This is a genomic window from Acidiferrobacter sp. (assembly GCF_054609335.1).
On record NZ_JBTRWP010000014.1, the window covers coordinates 47568 to 66070 of the forward strand.

At 63.3% G+C, this 18503-nt stretch carries 18 protein-coding genes; 7 read left to right on the forward strand and 11 right to left on the reverse strand.

The window, feature by feature from the left end; all coding sequences use genetic code 11:
- Nucleotides 1-23 precede the first annotated feature (23 nt).
- From ACYCTF_RS05515 to ACYCTF_RS05550, 8 genes are read right to left on the reverse strand one after another with little or no spacing between them, the layout of a single operon-like run.
- The gene (locus ACYCTF_RS05515; RefSeq protein ID WP_461282876.1) at nt 24-707 is read right to left on the reverse strand and encodes an endonuclease; all 684 of its coding nucleotides are present in this window, start codon (nt 705-707) and stop codon (nt 24-26) included.
- Complete coding sequence (gene rluB / locus ACYCTF_RS05520; protein ID WP_461282877.1) at nt 704-1453, reverse strand: 23S rRNA pseudouridine(2605) synthase RluB; 750 nt, start codon at nt 1451-1453, stop codon at nt 704-706. Before rluB ends, ACYCTF_RS05515 begins: the two co-directional genes overlap by 4 nt.
- Nucleotides 1450-2151, reverse strand: coding sequence for an SMC-Scp complex subunit ScpB (scpB, locus tag ACYCTF_RS05525; protein ID WP_461282878.1), 702 nt, complete (start codon nt 2149-2151; stop codon nt 1450-1452). The genes rluB and scpB overlap by 4 nt, the downstream gene beginning before the upstream one ends.
- Nucleotides 2148-2954 carry a segregation and condensation protein A gene (locus ACYCTF_RS05530; protein ID WP_461282879.1) on the reverse strand — a complete coding sequence of 269 codons (807 nt, stop codon included), beginning with the start codon at nt 2952-2954 and terminating at the stop codon, nt 2148-2150. Before ACYCTF_RS05530 ends, scpB begins: the two co-directional genes overlap by 4 nt.
- Nucleotides 2920-4137 carry a tryptophan--tRNA ligase gene (locus ACYCTF_RS05535; protein ID WP_461282880.1) on the reverse strand — a complete coding sequence of 406 codons (1218 nt, stop codon included), beginning with the start codon at nt 4135-4137 and terminating at the stop codon, nt 2920-2922. The genes ACYCTF_RS05530 and ACYCTF_RS05535 overlap by 35 nt, the downstream gene beginning before the upstream one ends.
- Nucleotides 4138-4791, reverse strand: a complete 654-nt coding sequence (locus tag ACYCTF_RS05540; RefSeq protein ID WP_461282881.1) for a site-2 protease family protein — start codon at nt 4789-4791, stop codon at nt 4138-4140.
- A 12-nt stretch (nt 4792-4803) separates the two neighbouring features.
- Nucleotides 4804-5439: an L-threonylcarbamoyladenylate synthase gene (locus ACYCTF_RS05545; protein ID WP_461282882.1), complete on the reverse strand. Its 636-nt coding sequence runs from the start codon at nt 5437-5439 to the stop codon at nt 4804-4806.
- Complete coding sequence (locus ACYCTF_RS05550; RefSeq protein ID WP_461282883.1) at nt 5439-6284, reverse strand: PHP domain-containing protein; 846 nt, start codon at nt 6282-6284, stop codon at nt 5439-5441. Before ACYCTF_RS05550 ends, ACYCTF_RS05545 begins: the two co-directional genes overlap by 1 nt.
- 177 nt (nt 6285-6461) lie before the next feature.
- Between ACYCTF_RS05550 and ACYCTF_RS05555 the strand changes: the two genes are divergently transcribed.
- The 4 genes from ACYCTF_RS05555 (at nt 6462) to ACYCTF_RS05570 (ending at nt 8629) form a co-directional block, all read left to right on the forward strand.
- Nucleotides 6462-7046 carry a hypothetical protein gene (locus ACYCTF_RS05555; RefSeq protein WP_461284602.1) on the forward strand — a complete coding sequence of 195 codons (585 nt, stop codon included), beginning with the start codon at nt 6462-6464 and terminating at the stop codon, nt 7044-7046.
- 186 nt (nt 7047-7232) lie between these two features.
- A complete protein-coding gene (locus ACYCTF_RS05560; protein WP_461282885.1) occupies nt 7233-7532 on the forward strand; it encodes a YciI family protein in 300 nt (99 codons plus the stop codon).
- The gene (locus tag ACYCTF_RS05565; protein ID WP_461282886.1) at nt 7529-7789 is read left to right on the forward strand and encodes a BolA family protein; all 261 of its coding nucleotides are present in this window, start codon (nt 7529-7531) and stop codon (nt 7787-7789) included. Before ACYCTF_RS05560 ends, ACYCTF_RS05565 begins: the two co-directional genes overlap by 4 nt.
- A gap of 6 nt (nt 7790-7795) precedes the next feature.
- Nucleotides 7796-8629 (forward strand): peptidylprolyl isomerase, encoded by an 834-nt coding sequence (locus ACYCTF_RS05570; protein ID WP_461282887.1) that lies wholly within the window; start codon nt 7796-7798, stop codon nt 8627-8629.
- Between the two features lie 23 nt (nt 8630-8652).
- On the opposite strand, the gene ligA is transcribed toward ACYCTF_RS05570, so the two are convergent.
- Genes ligA through smc form a run of 3 tightly spaced genes read right to left on the reverse strand, consistent with a single transcriptional unit; the run spans nt 8653 to nt 15299 of the window.
- Nucleotides 8653-10677 (reverse strand): NAD-dependent DNA ligase LigA, encoded by a 2025-nt coding sequence (gene ligA / locus ACYCTF_RS05575; protein ID WP_461282888.1) that lies wholly within the window; start codon nt 10675-10677, stop codon nt 8653-8655.
- Nucleotides 10674-11777: a cell division protein ZipA gene (locus ACYCTF_RS05580; RefSeq protein ID WP_461282889.1), complete on the reverse strand. Its 1104-nt coding sequence runs from the start codon at nt 11775-11777 to the stop codon at nt 10674-10676. Before ACYCTF_RS05580 ends, ligA begins: the two co-directional genes overlap by 4 nt.
- Nucleotides 11778-11780: 3 nt before the next feature.
- The gene (gene smc, locus ACYCTF_RS05585; protein WP_461282890.1) at nt 11781-15299 is read right to left on the reverse strand and encodes a chromosome segregation protein SMC; all 3519 of its coding nucleotides are present in this window, start codon (nt 15297-15299) and stop codon (nt 11781-11783) included.
- A gap of 54 nt (nt 15300-15353) precedes the next feature.
- Here smc and queF point away from each other — a divergent pair, with 54 nt between their 5' ends.
- The 3 genes from queF to ACYCTF_RS05600 are packed head-to-tail and all read left to right on the forward strand — an operon-like array spanning nt 15354 to nt 18383.
- The gene (queF, locus tag ACYCTF_RS05590; RefSeq protein ID WP_461282891.1) at nt 15354-15737 is read left to right on the forward strand and encodes a preQ(1) synthase; all 384 of its coding nucleotides are present in this window, start codon (nt 15354-15356) and stop codon (nt 15735-15737) included.
- Nucleotides 15738-15740: 3 nt separating this feature from the next.
- On the forward strand, nt 15741-17057 hold the full coding sequence (locus ACYCTF_RS05595) for an FGGY-family carbohydrate kinase (RefSeq protein ID WP_461282892.1): 1317 nt from the start codon (nt 15741-15743) through the stop codon (nt 17055-17057).
- A 57-nt stretch (nt 17058-17114) separates the two neighbouring features.
- Entirely contained in the window at nt 17115-18383 is a 1269-nt protein-coding gene (locus tag ACYCTF_RS05600) for a putative bifunctional diguanylate cyclase/phosphodiesterase (RefSeq protein ID WP_461282893.1), read from the forward strand.
- Nucleotides 18384-18503 lie beyond the last annotated feature (120 nt).

Genomic DNA, 18503 nt, shown 5'->3' on the forward strand with positions numbered 1-18503 from the left:
CCTCTCCTTATGCTCACTTACGATCATGGGAACGCAGTCTTCCGACCATGACGCCCAAAAGACTGGCTCGCGGGACAGCATGCCCGCAAGATACAGGCATCGCAAACAGGCTTCGTACGGCAGGTCGTCTTCGCGTGCTGCACGATGAGTGCGTGGTATTCATTATAGAGAGCCGTATCCGGCGGCAAGGCGCGCTCAAACCGGGCCCTGAGCCCCTCGTAGGTCTCCTGGCCGCGTACAAAACCAAGCCGCGCAAAGAGTCTGCGGGTATAGGCGTCAATGACGAAAACGGGACGCCCGAACGCGTAGAGAACGATGTCGTCGGCGGTCTCCGGCCCCACGCCGTGGACTCCCAAAAGCGCCGCTCGCAACGCCCGCGTCTCCATCCCGTGGAGCGCCTCCATCCCCCCTTGATCGACAACCCAATGGCACAAGGCCCGGAGCCTGCGTTCTTTCACGTTATAGTAGCCCGCTGGACGCAGCGCATTGGCCAAAACATCCACCGGCAACGCAGCGATGGCCCGTGGCTCCAGTGCCACCACTTCCCTCAATCGATCAAGGGCACGCTCCACATTGGTCCACGAGGTATTTTGGGTCAGGACCGCCCCTACCATAACCTCGAAGGGGGTATTGGCAGGCCACCAGTGGCGCGGCCCGTAATGGGCAAGAAGATCGTGATAGACCGCAATAAGCTTGGGCGCCTTCACCGGGTTTTTTGCGGGGCAGACAAGCCCGCAGCGGTGTAAAGCTCGGCCACCGCCGGCGCGGGAAGGGCCCGGCTGCAGCCGGGCCGTAGGGTCCGAGGGAGGTCCACCGGCCCATAGGCGATGCGAATCAGGCGGCTTACGACAAGACCGACCGCCGCAAACAAGCGCCGGACCTCGCGTTTACGCCCCTCCATGATACTCACCTGATACCAGTGATTGGCGCCATCCCCACCGGCGTCTTGCATATCCGTAAAGTGTGCAGGCCCGTCTTCCAAGACGACGCCGCGGGTGAGCTGATCAAGGGCGTCTGGGTTGGCGCGACCCAGGACCCGCACCGCGTACCGCCGCACGACCTCAGTCGATGGATGCATGAGCCGCGCCGCAAGCTCCCCATCGGTGGTAAACAGCATGAGGCCCGACGAATTGACGTCCAATCGACCGACCGCCACCCACCGCCCCTGTCGAATGGGGGGAAGCTTGTCGAATACAAGCGGCCGCCCTTTGGGGTCGCTGCGCGTACACATCTCACCGGCCATCTTGTGATACATGAGAACGCGGCTTGGAGGTGGCGGCTTATGTCCCAAACGCCAACCGTCAACGACGATCTCCTCGCCAGGGTTGACGCGTTCCCCCAGGGTCGCGACACGTCCACCCACCCTCACTCGGCCGGCGAGAATGACGCGCTCCATTTCGCGCCGCGACCCAAGCCCCCGTTGCGCGAGAACTTTCTGCAGTTTTTCGCTCACCCCGCGGCCTCCGACCGGTCCCCCTCAGCGTCATGAGCCTCAGCGTCATGGGCCTCAGCGTCATGGGCCTCAGCATCATGGGCCTCAGCATCATGGGCCTCAGCATCATGGGCCTCAGCATCATGGGCCTCAGCATCATGGGCTTCGGCGGCCTGTCCGGCTTGATCCACCGCCACTACGCGCAATTCGCTCAAGGAGGGCAGATCTCCGAGCGACGTCAGATTAAAGTGTTCCAGAAACGCCCGCGTCGTCCCATATAAGGCTGGCCTGCCGGGGACCTCTTTGGTCCCCACTTGGCGAATCCACTCCCGCGAGAGCAATGTCTTTATGATATCCGAACTCACCGCCACGCCCCGGATGGCTTCGATCTCCCCCCGGGTCGTCGGCTGCCGATAAGCGATAATCGCGAGGGTCTCAAGAACCGCTCGCGAATACCGCGCAGGCCGCTCGGCAAACAGGCGATTGAGCCACGGCGCATATTCCGCACGCGTCTGCAGTCGATAGGCGCGATCGATGCATTGCAGCTCCAAGGGTCCCTCGGCACACGCGACGCGAATCTCCTCGAGGGCCTCCAGAAGCACCGCACGCTCCGGCTGAGCCTCATCGGCGAACAGCGACCCTAAACGCTCCAAGGTGAGCGGCTCGCCTGCCACGAGCAAAGCGGCCTGCACGATATCCCGAATCCGAATGTCGCTCATGCGGCGGCCTTTAAATGAATCGGGGCGAATGGTTCGTTCTGGACCAGCATAACGAGCGACTCTCTCACTAACTCCAGGATCGCGAGAAAGGTCACGACGACCCCCCGCTTCCCCTCTCCTATCTCAAACAAACCCGAGAACTCCGTAAAACCGTCCGAGTGAATCTTTTCGAGGATGCGCGTCATGCGCTCTCTGACGGATAGTGGTTCACGCATGATGCGGTGATGGGCAAAGGCCTCTTCCCGCTGCAAAACGACGCGCAGGGCGCTCAAGAGATCCTCCAGGGAAACCGTCGGCAGCGGCCGCTCCAGGCTGCGGGCCTCCATAGGAATCTCGGGCAAAAAAAGCTCGCGGCCGACACGTACCCTCTTATCGAGATTCTCGCAAGCGGCTTGGTAGCGTTCGTATTCCAGAAGTCTGCGCACGAGCTCGGCGCGCGGATCGGCCTCTTCCTCGGGACTGGATGCGGGCCGGGGAAGGAGCATGCGTGATTTAATCTCCGCCAACATCGCCGCCATGACGAGATAATCGGCGGCAAGCTCAAGCTTTATCGCCTTCATGATCTCCACATAGACCATGTACTGGCGAGTCACCTCCGCCATTGGGATGTCGAGCACATCGATATTGTCGCGGCGGATCAGGTAAAGAAGGAGGTCGAGCGGGCCCGCAAACTCCTCCAGTATCACCTCCAGAGCGTCAGGGGGGATATAAAGGTCGTCCGGAATCTTCGACCATGCCTCGCCACGGACCAGTACCGCGCTCATTTTCTCACTCCCACGCAAGCCCCATAGCACGCCGCACATCCTGCAGTGTCTCGTCGGCCGCCTCGCGAGCCCGGCGAGCGCCTTCGGCTAGGACCGTCCGGATCCGCCCAGTGTCACCCTCGAGGTCGCGGGCCCGCTCCCGGATGGGCGCAAGCTCGGCCACCATGGCATCTATGACGGGCTGCTTACACTGCAGGCAGCCGATCCCGGCCGTGGTACAGCCCTCTCGGACCCAGGCCTGGGTTTCCTCCGAAGAATAGACCTCATGGAAAGGCCAGACCGGGCACAGTTCCGGATTCCCGACATCCGTCCGCCGCTTGCGCGCCGGGTCGGTGGGCATGGTCTTCACCTTCTTCGCGAGGACATCCGGGTCTTCCCGCAGCCCGATCACGTTTCCATAGGACTTCGACATCTTTTGCCCGTCGAGCCCCGGCATGCGCGATTGCGGCGTAAGCAAGGCTTGCGGCTCCACGAGAATCAAGCGACCGTGCCCCTCCAGGTAGCCCAGGAGACGTTCCTTATCACCCATGGTCATATTCGCCTGGCGCTCGACGAGTGCGCGCGCCGTTTCCAGCGCCTCTTTATCGCCCCTCTCAAGATAGGTCTCGCGCAACTCCTTATAGGCCTTGGCGGCCTTACGGCCCATGATGCGCAAGGCCTCCTCGGCCTTCTCGAGAAAATCCGGCTCGCGTCCATACAGGTGATTGAACCGTCGCGCCACCTCTCGACAGAGTTCGATATGGGACACCTGGTCCTCACCTACGGGCACATAGGCCGCCCGGTATGCGAGGATATCGGCGCTTTGCAGAAGCGGGTAGCCTAGGAATCCGTAGGTCGCAAGATCCCGCTCACGCAGCTTCTCTTGCTGGTCTTTAAACGTGGGAACGCGCTCCAACCAGCCAAGCGGCGTAATCATCGACAAGAGTAGATGGAGCTCCGCGTGCTGTGGGACATCGGACTGCACGAACAAGGTAGCGTTCTGCGGGTTGATTCCCACCGCCAGCCAATCGATGACCATATCGCGTACGCTCTGAGCGATCACCCTGGGATCCTCATAGTGGGTCGTCAGGGCATGCCAATCCGCGATGAAGAAAAAGCAGTCGTACTCGTTCTGGAGCCGCAGCCAATTCTTCAGGACGCCGTGATAATGTCCGAGGTGGAGGCGGCCGGTCGAACGCATACCGGACACGACGCGCGTAGCGGACGGGAAGACCGTGGACATCTAGCCTGCCTTACTGAGGGAGAACATGATTTTCTGAAGTAACGAGACAGGAGGGCCCAGGATCCATCCGAGCGCGCCCGTGCCGACCAGCAGCAACAATATCCACAGGCCGTAGGGTTCGATACGGCTGTAACGCCAAGCCAGACGGTCAGGCAAGAAGCCCGTCACGACGCGGCTCCCATCGAGCGGCGGCAAGGGTAAGAGATTCAAGACCATGAGGACCACGTTTATCCCAATGCCGGCCGCGCCCATGAGCGCAAGCGGCGTCGCCACCCACCCCCACGGCAAATAGGCGGCCAACCAACGCACCAGCGCCCATAGCACCGCCATGAGCAGGTTGGCGCCCGGCCCCGCCAGCGCCACCAACGCCATGTCCCGGCGCGGATTGCGGAGGTTCGACCACGTAATGGGCACGGGCTTCGCCCAACCGAATATGAAGCCGGTCCCCATCAAGATCATGAGCCCCGGGATCAGTACGGTTCCTATGGGATCTATGTGTTTGATCGGGTTCAACGACAGGCGCCCGAGACGTTGCGCGGTCGGATCGCCGAGACGCTTGGCCACCCAGCCATGGGCGACCTCGTGCAGCGTCACAGCAAAGAGCACAGGCAGCGCCCAAATCGAAAATTCTTGCAAGGAAGTAAGCCCACTCATGGCCGGAGTATATCAGCCCCCCCCGTGCGGCGCGAACATCGAGGTCTCGCCCATACCGGCGCGGTGAACCCGAAACTCCCGACCCTCCCAAACCACCACGCTGGTCGTATCACCAGGGCACGGCCCGCCGTCGATCACCGCGTCTACCACATGCTCGAGACGCTCCCGAATCTCATGTGGATCCGCAAGTGGCTGCTCGTCGCCGGGAAGGATCAAGGTCACGCTCATGAGAGGCGCCCCGATCTCTGCCAATAGGGCCTGCGTCACAATGTGGTCCGGGACCCGCAAACCGATCGTGCGCCGCTTCGGATCCAGAAGTCGCCGCGGCACTTCGCGCGTGGCGGGTAACACGAAGGTGTATGGCCCAGGAGTATGCGCACGTAAGATACGATAGGCGCTGTTTTCCACTTGCGCATAGATCGCGAGGTCGGACAGATCCCGGCAGACGAGCGTAAACGGGTGCCTGGGATCCAAATCCCGCAGACGGCAGATCCGGTCCCGGCCTTCCTTGTTCTCGAGCGCGCAGCCGAGCGCGTAACACGAGTCGGTCGGATAAGCGATCACACCTCCTTTCGCGACGATATCCGCCGCCGCGCGTAACAGCCGCGCCTGCGGATTGCGAGGGTGGATAGCCAGATACTGGGCCATCAGCAAACCTCCTGCACATACGACGGAAGCGACCAGCGCTCCCAGATCGGACGACAGCCTTCCGGCAAATTCGGCAGCCCGCCAGGCAAGGAACGCCACGGGAGGACTTTATGGAAGTCCGAACCCACCGAGGCGCACAAACCATGACGGTGCGCGAGCCGCGCCAGACGGCCCATCTCGCCCGCATCGAGTCCGGCGGTGACGACCTCCAGGGCCGCCCCGCCCACCTCAGCAAAACCACGCACGAGCTGTTGGAGACGACCCCCGCTCAACCGGTAACGCGTAGGATGCGCAAGCACTGCATCGCCGCCAGCACTCAGGATCCAACCTACGGCCTCGTCCAGCCCCGCCCACTCGCCGGCGACATAGCCCACGCCGCCGCGTGTCAGAAAACGCTTAAAGGCCGTCGCCCGATTGCGGGCGTGCCCCCCTGTCACGAGCCAGTCGGCGACATGGACACGGCTCACGATCCCGTCGCGTTCCAGGATCGCCCGCGCATCACCGAGACCCGCCGCTTCCAGGGCCTGGACGATAGCCTGTCCGCGCTGCAGCCGTTTGGATCGCAGCCCCAGCAGGGCTAGTTTTAGGCCGACATTGCCGACATCGACTCCGAGGCCGACAATATGCACAGTCAGGCCCTGCCATGTCACCGATAACTCGACACCCGGGACAAACTGCAGACCGAGGCCGTCGGCCGCAAGAGCGGCCTCATCAACGCCATCCGTCGTGTCGTGATCGGTGAGTGCTAGGACGCGAACGCCAGCGCGCGCGGCATGCGCCACCAGTGCCGAGGGTGCAAGCTCCCCGTCCGACCAGACTGTATGCGTATGCAAATCGTAGTACACTTTTATGTCACCTTCCGGTCGCGAGGTCCCATGATTCCAATACCCGAACTCCGCCGAGTCCCTGAGCACCTCCCAAAAATCGAGAGCATGCTCCTAGCCGCATGGCGCCCGCAGGGCCACGCCAGCCGGGAAAGCGACCCCTCCTCCCTCATCGCTGCACTGGAGAAATTCTTTACCATGCTGGCCGATTTGGACGACCGCTATGGAGAAGAAGCACCTTTGCCTGACGACGATGCCACGCGCCTCGGAGATACGGGCCTGCTCGCCTTGGTGGAGCTGATCGACATGAGCCAACAACTCGGTCTCGGGAAGGCAAAAGCTGAGCTCGAGCTTCTCGCCGTATCTATAAGCGATTGGATCATGCGCCACAAAGGAGAGGTCCGCACGCTGGAGCCCATTGTAAACGGCTTGGCGGTGCTGGCCAATGAACTTCACGAACCCGCGAGCCTCGAGGGCATGACGTCCTTCATGGCCGCCCTCATGAGCGCGACTGCAGACAACATCGCGGCCGATTCCGATAAGTCCGATGAGGGGCGCCCGTGGCGCATACTTCAGCTGAACCGGGCCATCGTGGCGACCCGCTCGTATAACACCGAACTCATGTCACGCGTTTTCGATGACCTCATCCAAGGTCTTCCGGGAGATGCGAAGGATTTTTTCCGCGAGGGTATGCGCCAGATGGAGGTCGTGAAATACCCGGCGCGGGTGCGCGCGGTCATGACCCACTATTTCCAGGCGCTGGCCCAAAATACCCTCCACTAAGGCCGCCATGGCCGGACCCCAAGGTCCGGCCCGCGCCGCACGCTGCGGTCGTTCCCGTAAAAACACCCGCGTATCACAAAAAGAATCGCCAAAAGACCCCAAAACCCTTTATTCCCGCCAATAGGACGCATAGGATACGCGCTACGGCTCGACGTGGCCGTGCACGCGATTTGGGAGAGGCGCGTTATGCTGTATATGATCTTGGGGACGATCGCGGCGGATAGCGGGTCGCGGCGTGAGGCGGCACGAGCAGCCCACCTGGATCGCCTGCGTATCCTGCTGAATGAGGGACGATTGGTATTGGCGGGCCCATGTCCCGCGGTCGATAGCCCAGACCCAGGGCCGGCCGGCTACAGCGCAAGCCTTATCGTTGCCGAATTCCCGTCTCTTGTCGCGGCGCGCGCCTGGATTGACGAGGATCCCTATGTACTGGCGGCCGTCTACGAGGACGTGGCCGTGCGGCCCTTCCGCCAGGTGCTCCCGTGAGCCTGAGAGATGTAATCGAGGCCCAGCTCAAGGACGCTTTCGCGCCCGAGGAGCTTCTAGTGACCGATGACTCCCTTCAGCATGTGGGTCACGCCGGGGCGGGTGACGGTGGTCATTACAGCGTCCTGATCGTGAGCGACCGATTCCGCGAACAGGGGCTGCTCGAGCGGCACCGTATGGTCTACGACGCCCTAGCCTCGCTTCGCAAAGAGATCCACGCCCTCTCGATTCGCGCGCTGATCCCCGGAGATATCTAAACCTCTATGTTAAGGCCTCGTCTTGCGCATCCCTGGCTTCCGATCGCGGTCATCGGCGCCGCACTCCTCGCGGGCTGCCAACACCATGTCACGATCGACAAGAGCGCGACGCTCGCTACCGTCAACGGCGAGCGCATCACCGAGCGCGATTACCGCGACTACATTCGGGCACGCGAACTCCAGGAACCCTCCCTCCCCGACAACCCGCAAGCCCGGAAGGTCGTCCTAAATGAACTCATAAACCGCGTTCTGCTCGCGCAGGCCGCGCGTAAGGCCGGGCTCGAGCGCACGGCGGCGGTGCATGTGGCCTTGAAGGAAGATCGTGAGAACATCCTCGCCCGCGCCCTGCTGAAGCGCTTCCTGGCAACCCATCGGGTCCCCATGAGCGCCATCAAGGCCCTTTACCAGAAAAATATTCTGACCACGCCGCACGAAGAATACGAGGCCCGCAACATCCTCGTTGCGACGCGCACCGAGGCCTTGAGTGTCCTCCAAAAACTTCACCACGGGGTGTCCTTCTCGGTGCTTGCGCGCCGCTATTCCCTGGACGGCCCGTCCGCCGACAAGGGCGGCGAGCTCGGCTGGTTCAGTGCCGCCGATGTGCTCCCGTCGTTCTACCGCGCACTGATCCAGTTGCGACCCGGACAAATCGCGCCACAACCGATCAAGACGCGCTTTGGCTGGCACATCATCGAACTCCAGGCTAAACGCCCCTACACGCCACCGCCGTTCAGTGCAGTCGAACGCCGTCTCTACCGATCACTCGAACAACAGAGCGTCGATAACATGATGGCCGCGATGCGCCATAAGGCGGATATCCGCTACGCCCCGACTTCGTGAAGAAGGGCGCACCGGGCGATCGACTAATCCGAACCTGACTGATCCTCGCCCAACCACGCGCGCAGACCGTCCTCGCCCATGACGGGTATGCCCAATTCTTCGGCGCGCTTGACCTTGCTACCGGGATCCCGTCCGGCCACGACATAATCGGTACGCGCCGAAACACTGGAGACGACCTTCGCGCCTAGTCGCTCGAGGGCAGCCCGCGCCTGCTCGCGCGTCATGCCGTCAAGCGTCCCCGTGAGGACCACGGTCTTTCCGGACAAGCGCCCACCGGCCGGTCTTTCCAGGCGCGGCCACGAAACTCCGGCCGCTTTGAGGGCCGCGATGACCTCGCGGTTATGGCCATCCGAAAAAAAAGTCGCTATTGCGTGCGCCACAACCGGCCCCACATCGGGCACTTCGACCAAGCGGCCTTCGTCCGCCACCATTAGGTCATCCAGATCGCCAAAATGGCGCGCCAAGGCGATCGCCGTCGCCTCCCCAACCTCCGGTATGCCCAACGCGTAGAGGAAGCGCGGCAAAGTCGTGTGCCGGCTCACCCTGATCGCATCGACGACCTTGCCCGCCGATCGCTCCGCCATGCGTTCGAGACTCGTCAAATCGCCAGGCGCGAGCCCGTAGAGATCCGCCACGGTCGCGACCTTCCCGTGCTCGACTAACTGTTCCACCAATTTGTCGCCCAGCCCCTCGATGTCCATAGCGCGACGCGAGGCGAAATGCCGAATCGTCTGACGCCTTTGCGCCCGGCATACGAGACCGCCCGCGCAGCGCGCAACCACCCCCTCGTCGCGTACCACGGGGGATCCGCAGACCGGACAGTGATCCGGAAAGATGAAGGCGAGCGTGCCGGGCGGGCGCCGTTCGCGCAGAACACTCACGATCTCTGGGATCACGTCGCCCGCCCGCCTGACGCTCACGAAATCCCCGACGCGCACATCCTTGCGGTCCAGTTCCTCAGGGTTATGCAAGGTCGCGTGGCTCACCATGACACCACCGACGGCGACCGGCACCAGCACCGCAACCGGCGTGAGCGCCCCTGTACGGCCCACCTGCACCTCGATCCCCACAACCTCTGTCACGGCCTCCTCGGCTGGAAACTTATGGGCGACCGCCCACCTGGGCGTGCGTGACAACTCACCGAGCAGCCGCTGCGCGGCGACCTCATTCACCTTATAAACGACGCCATCGATCTCATAGGGTAGACCCCTTCGTTTACGCGCCAACTCCTCGTAGTAACGAAGGCAACCCTCGTACCCTGTGACTGTCCGCCGCTCGGGATTTACCGGTAAGCCTAGGTCCGTCAAGAGCTCGAGCAGGGCCTCTTGCGAGGAAGGTCCCGCAGCTCCCGCCCACTCCCCAATCCCATAACAAAAGAGCCGCAAGGGTCGTTTCGCAGTCACCGCCGGATCCAGTTGTCGCAGGCTCCCGGCCGCGGCATTGCGGGGGTTGGCGAAGGGTTTCGCGCCTTGCCTGATCTGGCCCTCATTCAGACGCAAGAAGCCGTCGCGGGGCAGATACACCTCACCCCTCACCTCGAGGATGTGTGGAGGCGCGCCCCCACGGAGACGCAAGGGGCATACCCGAATGGTGCGCACATTGGACGTCACATCCTCCCCGGTCGACCCGTCACCGCGTGTCGCCGCACGCACAAGCACCCCATCCTCATAGCGCAGGCTCACCGCTAGCCCATCGAGTTTGGGCTCCGCAACATAACTCACATCCCCATCCCCGAGACGCTCGCGGACGCGGCGGTCGAAATCTGCAAGCTCCTGATCCGTGAACACATTACCGAGAGAAAGCATCGCCTGCCCATGCACCACGGGCGCAAATGCCGCGCTCGGCCGCGCCCCCACCCTTTGGGTCGGCGAGTCCGCGCGCGCGAGATCGGGCCGCTCACGCTCGATGGCTACGAGCTCCGCGAATAAGCGGTCGTACTCGGCATCGCTGATCTCCGGATCGTCCAGAACATAATAACGATGGCTATGGTGGTCCAGCAGCGCGCGTAATTCCCGGGCGCGCGCGGCCGCGCGGTCCTGCTGCGTCATGGCGGAAAGAGGCGCGCAGCATTCACGCTTCCAGGGGCGATCCCCTGCTCAGTCATGCGATCGGCAATACCTTGGATCTGTGTCTGGATCGCACGCAAGCCACCATCTGTGAGAGGCTTGCGATCGGTGTCGAACAGACGGCCGCCGAGGCGGCGCGCCAACAGTCGTGCCGTCTCTACCATATCCTTGAACGCCACTGGCGGCTCGGGCACCGAGGGCACCGACATAAAGAGCGTCAAACCCTGCGTCTGAAACACATCGAGCCGCAACGGGTCGAATGATCCAGGCTGATAGAGGTTGGCAAGACTATAGAGAAACTGGCAGGGCCCTTCTTGCATATTCTTACGGTGATAGATATTCCGGTTCCCAAATTCGAGGCCGCCTTCCTGTGCCGCCCGCTCTATCGCCGGCCCCCGAAACACAGGGGCCGACTCCGCCAAGATATTGATCGTGGCAATCACATCGAACGCGCCACAAAACTTATCGAGCGCTGAAGCCCGTTCAAGGGCCTGCTCGAAGGTCATATTGAAACGTGTCGGACGATCAAGGGCATCCGCGAGCTTCAGACCGATCTGTGAAATCGCGTTCAACTCGGACTCGTTGACCGGCCCCGACCGGTCGGCCAGCTGCAAGGCCAGCGCAAGCAGGCCATAGCGCGCCCTCTCCGGGTCCCGCGCAAGATTGCCCCAGGCCTGACGGCCCTCCCGTTGGCCATAGAGGCGATGCGGCTTATCGATGAGATATTCGTGCTGCTTATAGATCCCGAGCGCCGCATCCCGTTCCACGACGGCCTCGCCAGGCAAAAAGACGATGAAATCGATGCTTCCGAACGGCTCCTCGTGCCCCGCCTCATCGTCGGAACTCGCAGCCTCCTGCTCGGCCGCTGCCTGCGGCTCAACCTCCGGCCGCAAGACACGCCGATCGCTCCATGAGGCCTCCGCCTCCTCTATTTCGCCTTCGCCGTCTTTGCTCCGACCCATGAAAGCCGATTCGAGCACCGCCACCAAACGGCGTTTGATCCGCCCACGATCATAGGCCGTTAGCGCCACGGCCGCGACGACTAGCAAGCCCAGGATGACGAGCGCGCCACGCAAACCCATGGCTCAGACCTCCGCAGTCTGCTTGGCCACCATACCGAGGGCCTCTTCCATATCGACACTGACGAGCCGCGACACGCCCGGCTCCGCGGTCGTTACACCGAGCAATACCTCGGCCGCCTCCATCGTGATCTTGTTATGCGTTATAAAAAGGAGCTGGCTCTTCTTGGACAATTCCTTCAGCGTCTCCGCGAAGCGCCCCACATTGGCCTCATCGAGCGGCGCATCGACCTCGTCGAGAAAACAAAACGGCGCCGGATTCAAGGCGAACAAGGCGAAAACCAGCGACACGGCAACCAGCGCCTTCTCCCCACCCGATAGGAGGTGGATCGTGCTGTTGCGCTTGCCGGGCGGACGCGCCATGACGGTCACCCCGGTCTCCAGGAGATCATCGCTGCTCAGCAAAAGCTGCGCGTCGCCACCACCAAAGAGCCGCGGGAAGAAGGCCTTGAAATCCTCATTGACCCGCTCGAATGTCTCCTTGAAGCGGCTGCGCGTCTCTCGATCGATCTTATGGATCGCCTCGTCCAAGAGGGCCACGGCCTCCGCCAGGTCGGCATGCTGCTTGTCCAGGAATTCCTTGCGGCGCGACTGCTCTTCGAATTCTTCGATGGCCATAAGGTTAACGGCCCCGAGCTTGGTGATGCGCTCGCCGATATCGGCAAGTTCCCGTTCGAGCGCTGCGAGGTCAACATTGTCACCCAAGCTCTGCGCGAGCTGCTGGATATCATCCGCCACGCCCTGGGCCCGCAAACCATCTACCAGGGCGTCGCGCCGCACGATCAGCTCATGCGCTACGAGTCGCTTCGTATTCAACGCCTCCTGCGCCTCGCGCACAGCCGCATCTACGCCATGGCGCAGCCCCTCGGCTCCCCGCAGGGCCTGCTCCTTCCCTTGCAAATCCTGCTCGGAAGAGGCAAGCGTAGCCTGCGCCGCCGACCGCTCCTCGAGCAGCCGGTCGAGATCCCGCTTGGGCTCCTGCTCGGCGGCCAGCGCCTCCTCGATCTGGCGCGCCACGCCTTCCCGGCGCTCGCCGAGACGCCCAAGTTCCGCCCGCGCGCGCATGAGCCGCTCGCGCAACCCTTCGCGGGCCGTGCTGGCCTGCTGAAGCGACATCGCCAACCTATGCCGTTTTTCGCCTGCCGCGCGCAATATCGCGCGCGCGCGTTCGAGCGCCGCCTGGTGCGTCTCACGCTCTTGGCCAAGCGCCGAGAGCGCCGCCTCGCTGCGCGTTGCGGCCTCGCGAGCTCGGCTTTCCTCGAGTGCTGCTTGCTCGCGCTCCGCGGTGCACGCAGTGAACTCCTTCTTGACTTCCTCGAGCTCCGCTAGCAAGCGACTATGGCGCGCAGCGCGGCTTTGCTCTTCGGCCTGCGCCCGCTCGAGCGCGCCATGAGCCTTGGTCCGCGCATCCGCGCAGCGGTCCAAGCCGCGGCGTGCCTCGGTGCGTTGTCCTTCGAGAACCTGAAGCTCGGCGCGAGCGCTGTCGCGTGCGCGTTCCGCGACTGTCAGGGCGCGCCGAGCGTCCGCCTCACGACGTGCCCACTCGGCGATCTCGCGTTCGCGCGCCAAAACCCCGGCGCGTTCGTCATTCTCGCCCGCAAAACTTATGACGTCGCGGCCGACGCATACCCCTTCGGGCGTGACCAGCGTCTCGTTCACGGAAAGTCCCGCCCGTAGGGCGAGCGCCTCTGCCAGCGACGCCACTGGACGCGCCCCGCCAAAGAGACCGCCGATCGGAAAGGGCGCGCGCACCTTCGCGCCAAGCCCTGCGGACAGGTCCTCGTCGCTCGTTGCCTGCGGTTCGAACAACACCACCGGGGTCTTTTCCAGCGGCGCAACTCGCTCTGCCGTCACCGTACCCAAAGGCACGCATACCGCCGCAATCTTGGTCCCGAGCCAACGCTCTACGGCCCGCTCCCAGCCACTATCAACATCCAGGCGGGTCGCAAGCCGCGGCGCATCCGCAAGGCCGTGCTCACGCGTCCAGCGCCCCAACACCTCATGGCCCGTGCGCAAGGCCTGGGCCTGCACACCGCGCAAGGACGACAGTCGCGCTTCCGCAGCCTTCACAGTCCCGGCCTGCTCGGCGACCTCATGGGTCACCTTTTCCAGGGATTGGCGCTGCACGGCTAGGCGTTCCTCAAGACCGCTCAGACGTTCCTTGGCGTCTTCATAGTCCCGGTCGGCCAATTGCGAGGCCTCGGTGAGCAAGGTCAAGCCTGCGGCGGAGGCGGCGGCGACACTCTGAGCCTCCCCCTCCAGACGCGTCTTGCGGCGCCCAAGCTCCTCGCCACGAGCGGTCAGTCGTGCCATCTCGCTCCGGGCGGCGGCGCTTGCCCGCACCGGGCCCTGAGCCTCAAGCCCCGCGGCTTCAAACGCGCGCCGCCAGGCATCCAATGCCCCCTCGGCTTCGCGTTGCGTCTGCGCGGCTACCCGCTCCTCGGCGAGCGCCTGCTCCTGCGCCGGCGCAAGCTCGGAAATCTCCTGCGACAGAGCCTGTTCCTGCGCCGAATCCGCCGCCAATTCCTTGTCCAGGCGCTCGCATTGGGTCGCTATGTTGTGCTGTTCTGCGCGCCGTTCGGAGATCAAGGTACGGGCGTGCGATATCTCTTGTTCGCGCCGGGTCACCTCAGCGCTCGCCGCGTAGGCCCGCTCGCGCGCGACCCGCACCACTTCAACAGCCTCATCCCGCGCGACGTGCAGTCCCTCGGTCTCGGTTTCCAGGGCCCGTTGCTTGGCCATTTCGGCCTCGACCCCGGTCGCCGACTGCGCCACGACCCCTTCAGCGCTTGCGATCTCTTGCGTCAGATGACGAAACTTCGCGCCGGCCTGGGAAAGGCGCAACTCCCGCTCCCGCTCGCGCCACACCTTGTAGTTTTGCGCGGCCGCCGCCTGCCGCTTCAATCGATTAATCTGGGTATCGAGCTCACCCCGGGTATCGTCCAAGCGCTCGAGGTTTTCACGGACATGCCGCAGACGGGTTTCGGTCTCCCGCCGCCGCTCCTTATAGCGCGAGATGCCCGCAGCCTCCTCAAGGAACAGCCGCAGATCCTCGGGCCGCGCCTCGACGATGCGCGAGATCATGCCCTGCTCGATGATGGAATAGGCGCGCGGCCCAAGACCCGTCCCGAGAAAGAGATCCGTGATGTCCTTTCTGCGACAGCGCGTCTTGTTCAGGAAGTAATCCGACGAGCCATCGCGCGAGGCCTCGCGCCGCACGACGATCTCCGCGTAACGGGCATACTCGCCGGCCGCCCGGCCTTCGCTATTGTCGAACACGAGCTCGACCGAGGCCTGGCTCACGGGTTTGCGACTCGTCGACCCACTGAAGATCACATCGGCCAGGGTGTCACCACGCAGTTGGCGCGCCGAGCTTTCGCCCATGACCCAACGCACCGCGTCGATGATATTGGACTTGCCGCAGCCGTTCGGCCCAACGATGCCGACGAGATTGGCGGCCACGGGCACCGTGGTCGGGTCGACGAAGGATTTAAAACCTGCGAGCTTGATCTTCTTTAAGCGCATGACACATCGGGATAGGCTACAATGGGCAGCAAAGCTAGCACATTAGAGACGGAAATGCCTACCGAACCCACCAAGCGGCTCGATACCTTCGCGAACCCCAACCCGGAACGGGACTACCAGATCCAAATCCGTATCCCGGAATTCACCTGCGTCTGCCCAAAGACCGGCCAGCCGGACTTCGCCGAGCTTGAGCTCGTCTACGTGCCTGATGAGGCCTGCGTAGAACTCAAGTCCCTGAAGCTTTACATCTGGTCCTATCGCAACGAGGGGGCCTTCCATGAGGCCGTCACCAATCGCATTCTGGACGACCTGGTGGCCGCCACCATCCCCCGCTATATGGAGCTCACGGCGCGCTTCAATGTCCGTGGCGGCCTCTACACCACCGTGGTGGCCCGCCATGGACAGCCGCCCGCCGGACTCGCGCGAACTGGCGCCTAGCGAGTGGGTCGGGAGCGCCTCTTTCTCGGCATCGATCTTGGCACCTCAGGCGCGCGCATCGGCCTCTTGGACGAAGCCGGGCGCAGGCGTGGGGTCTTGGCGCAGGCCTGGCCTCCGGGTCAATCCCTGAGCCCCTCGACGTGGCTGCGCCAGACCCTGCGGCTCATAGCCCAGGTCCGGCAAGGGCGCCCATCGACCGAGATCGCCGCCATCGCCATCGATGGGACCTCGGGAACGACCTTTCTTTGCGACACAGCGAGTGGCCGTCCACTCACGCCGGTCCTGGCCTATAACGATGGCCGGGCGACGTCTGAGGCGGTGGCACTGGCAGCAGGCGGCCAAGCCTTGGGCGCGGCATCCGGCCCGTACGGGGGTCCCGCCAAACTCTTGTGGCTTACCCGGTATTGCGCACCCCCCGTGGGCGCCGGGCTCACGGCGCAGGCCCCTTGGCTGACCGGCACCCTGCTCGGCCACCACCGGCTCATGGACGAACACAACGCCCTGAAACTCGGTTTCGATGGGGCCTGGGCGCCGATCTTGCGTGAGCCACCCTTTGCCCTACGCCTCCCGCACATCGTGCCGGCAGGCACGCCGCTTGGACCCCTCAGCCCGACCTTCACCCGCCGTCTCGGCCTACGTGACACGCCGCTCATAGTCGCAGGCACGACCGACAGCACGGCTGCCTTCCTGGCGCTCGGATCGCTACCAGCGGGCTGTGGCGTAAGCTCCCTCGGGTCCACGTTGGTCCTGAAGATGGAAAGCGCGCATTCCATCTCAGTCCCCGAATTCGGGATCTACAGCCACAGGCTCGCCCACACCTGGCTCGTGGGGGGGGCCTCCAATAGCGGGGCCGCGGTGCTCGCCCATTTCTTTGATCGGCCGACCCTCACACGACTCTCGGCCACGCTTCCGCTTGCAACGTCCCCTCAACTTGACTATTACCCGCTCCTAAAGCCCGGCGAGCGATTTCCCGTGAGCGATCCACGGCTTGCGCCGCGCGTAAGCCCGCGACCCCGCGACGATCGCATATTCCTCCAGGGGCTACTCGAGGGTCTTGCTGCCATTGAGGCACGCGGCTACGCCCTACTCGCCCGCTACGGGGCCCCGCGCTTACAGCGGGTCGTTACAGCCGGCGGCGGCGCCGCTAACAGCGCCTGGCGCGCGATCCGCGAACAGGCGCTCAGGGTCCCGGTGAGCCTAGCCGCCGATCGGCCTGCCGCCCTAGGGGCGGCCCGGCTCGCACGCGCGGGCTGGCTTGACGCACATGAATCGGGTCATGGATCTCATTTTCCTTTGGACAGATGGGCGCCCGTACATTAACGTATGCTGAACTCTCCAAAAACATAAGCGAATCTTGCGTACTAGAGGAATGACGTTATGTCAATGCCCGACCTGGGCGATTCTATAAGCGTCCCCAGTCGAGCTGCGCTGCAACAGACCGTAGCGACGCGCATGGAGCTTGGAAAGCGCTTTGCGGTGATATTGTGCGACATCGACCGCTTCAAGCTCATAAATTACAGCCTCGGACGGGAATTCGCAGATCGGGTTCTGCGCCAAGTGGCCCAGGTACTCCGAGACGTCCTGGGACCGGATGCCTCCATAGGCCGATGGGGCGGGCCCGAGTTCCTATGCGTTATCAATGACACAGGCGAGGTCGACACGCTCGTCGAACGGCTACGTCACCGCATCGAGCGACTGGTCATACTGTCGAAGACGAGTCGCATCCACATAACGGCGAGCTTCGGTGTTGCGAGCTTTCCGCAGGACGGGGGCGGCCCCACGGATCTCCTGAATGCCGTAGAGGCGGCGCTCTATCACGCGAAAGGGTCGGGCCGTAATCGGGTGGTGCGCGCCACCATCGTGCAAAAACGCGTACTCGGCATGGGTGCGGCCCTGGAGGCGGCACTCCACGAACAGCGTATCATCGCCGCCTATCAACCCATCATCAATCTGCAAACGGGGCAGGTTGTGGCCGAAGAGGCCCTCGCGCGCATGCGCCTGCCGGATGGGCGCCTGCTGGCGGCCGAGGAATTCATTGAAGTCTCCCAACACCTCCAGCTTACCTACAAGATCGATCAAAGCGTGATCCGCGCGACCCTCGAGCGGTGTATCTCCTCCTTAAAGGAAAGCGCACCGCTCGTGCATTTCGTCAACATCTCGGCCGACCTCCTGCGCCACCCTGAAGCAGTCCAAGACCTGCTGGCTCTCGTCACCAAATACTGCGAGACCTGCCAACACCAAGGGGACACGCGAAGGGCGCTGGTCCTCGAACTCACCGAACGCGAACTGTTCGGGGATAGCCAGCATGCCCGCGAAATGCTCATGGATTTCGTGAACGTCGGCTTGAAACTCGCGCTAGACGACTTCGGGAGCGGCTACTCGTCGTTCCAATATCTCGCGGACCTGCCCTTTTCCTTCTTGAAGCTCGAAGGAAGCTTGGTCAGCCGCATACAGGAACCCACGGTGCGCTCCATCATTCATGGCATTCAGCGCATAGCCGAGGAATTGAAGATCACAACGCTCGCCGAGGGCATAGAAACCGCCGAAACGGCGGCCATTATCAAGGACCTCGGCATAGACTGGGCGCAGGGCTACCTCTACGGCCGGGCGAGCGAATGGCCGGCGCTTGCCGCCGGCCACCCCTGATCCCTCCTAGCTCACATGGGTTTGGGCGTGCCCGGTCATGCCCTCGTTGTCGATCCAGTCGACGGTGATGAGATCGCCCTTCTTCGCGTGGGTCAGCTTCACGGCGATGAGCGGGTCCTT

Coding starts and splice junctions, on each gene's coding strand:
- scpB (WP_461282878.1), bottom strand. CDS start 2,151: ATGAGCGACATTCGGATTCGGGATATCGTGCAGGCCGCTTTGCTCGTG.
- ACYCTF_RS05530 (WP_461282879.1), bottom strand. CDS start 2,954: ATGTGCGGCGTGCTATGGGGCTTGCGTGGGAGTGAGAAAATGAGCGCG.
- ACYCTF_RS05535 (WP_461282880.1), bottom strand. CDS start 4,137: ATGTCCACGGTCTTCCCGTCCGCTACGCGCGTCGTGTCCGGTATGCGT.
- ACYCTF_RS05540 (WP_461282881.1), bottom strand. CDS start 4,791: ATGAGTGGGCTTACTTCCTTGCAAGAATTTTCGATTTGGGCGCTGCCT.
- ACYCTF_RS05545 (WP_461282882.1), bottom strand. CDS start 5,439: ATGGCCCAGTATCTGGCTATCCACCCTCGCAATCCGCAGGCGCGGCTG.
- ACYCTF_RS05555 (WP_461284602.1), top strand. CDS start 6,462: ATGCTGGCCGATTTGGACGACCGCTATGGAGAAGAAGCACCTTTGCCT.
- ACYCTF_RS05560 (WP_461282885.1), top strand. CDS start 7,233: ATGCTGTATATGATCTTGGGGACGATCGCGGCGGATAGCGGGTCGCGG.
- ACYCTF_RS05570 (WP_461282887.1), top strand. CDS start 7,796: ATGTTAAGGCCTCGTCTTGCGCATCCCTGGCTTCCGATCGCGGTCATC.
- ligA (WP_461282888.1), bottom strand. CDS start 10,677: ATGACGCAGCAGGACCGCGCGGCCGCGCGCGCCCGGGAATTACGCGCG.
- ACYCTF_RS05580 (WP_461282889.1), bottom strand. CDS start 11,777: ATGGGTTTGCGTGGCGCGCTCGTCATCCTGGGCTTGCTAGTCGTCGCG.
- smc (WP_461282890.1), bottom strand. CDS start 15,299: ATGCGCTTAAAGAAGATCAAGCTCGCAGGTTTTAAATCCTTCGTCGAC.
- queF (WP_461282891.1), top strand. CDS start 15,354: ATGCCTACCGAACCCACCAAGCGGCTCGATACCTTCGCGAACCCCAAC.
- ACYCTF_RS05600 (WP_461282893.1), top strand. CDS start 17,115: ATGTCAATGCCCGACCTGGGCGATTCTATAAGCGTCCCCAGTCGAGCT.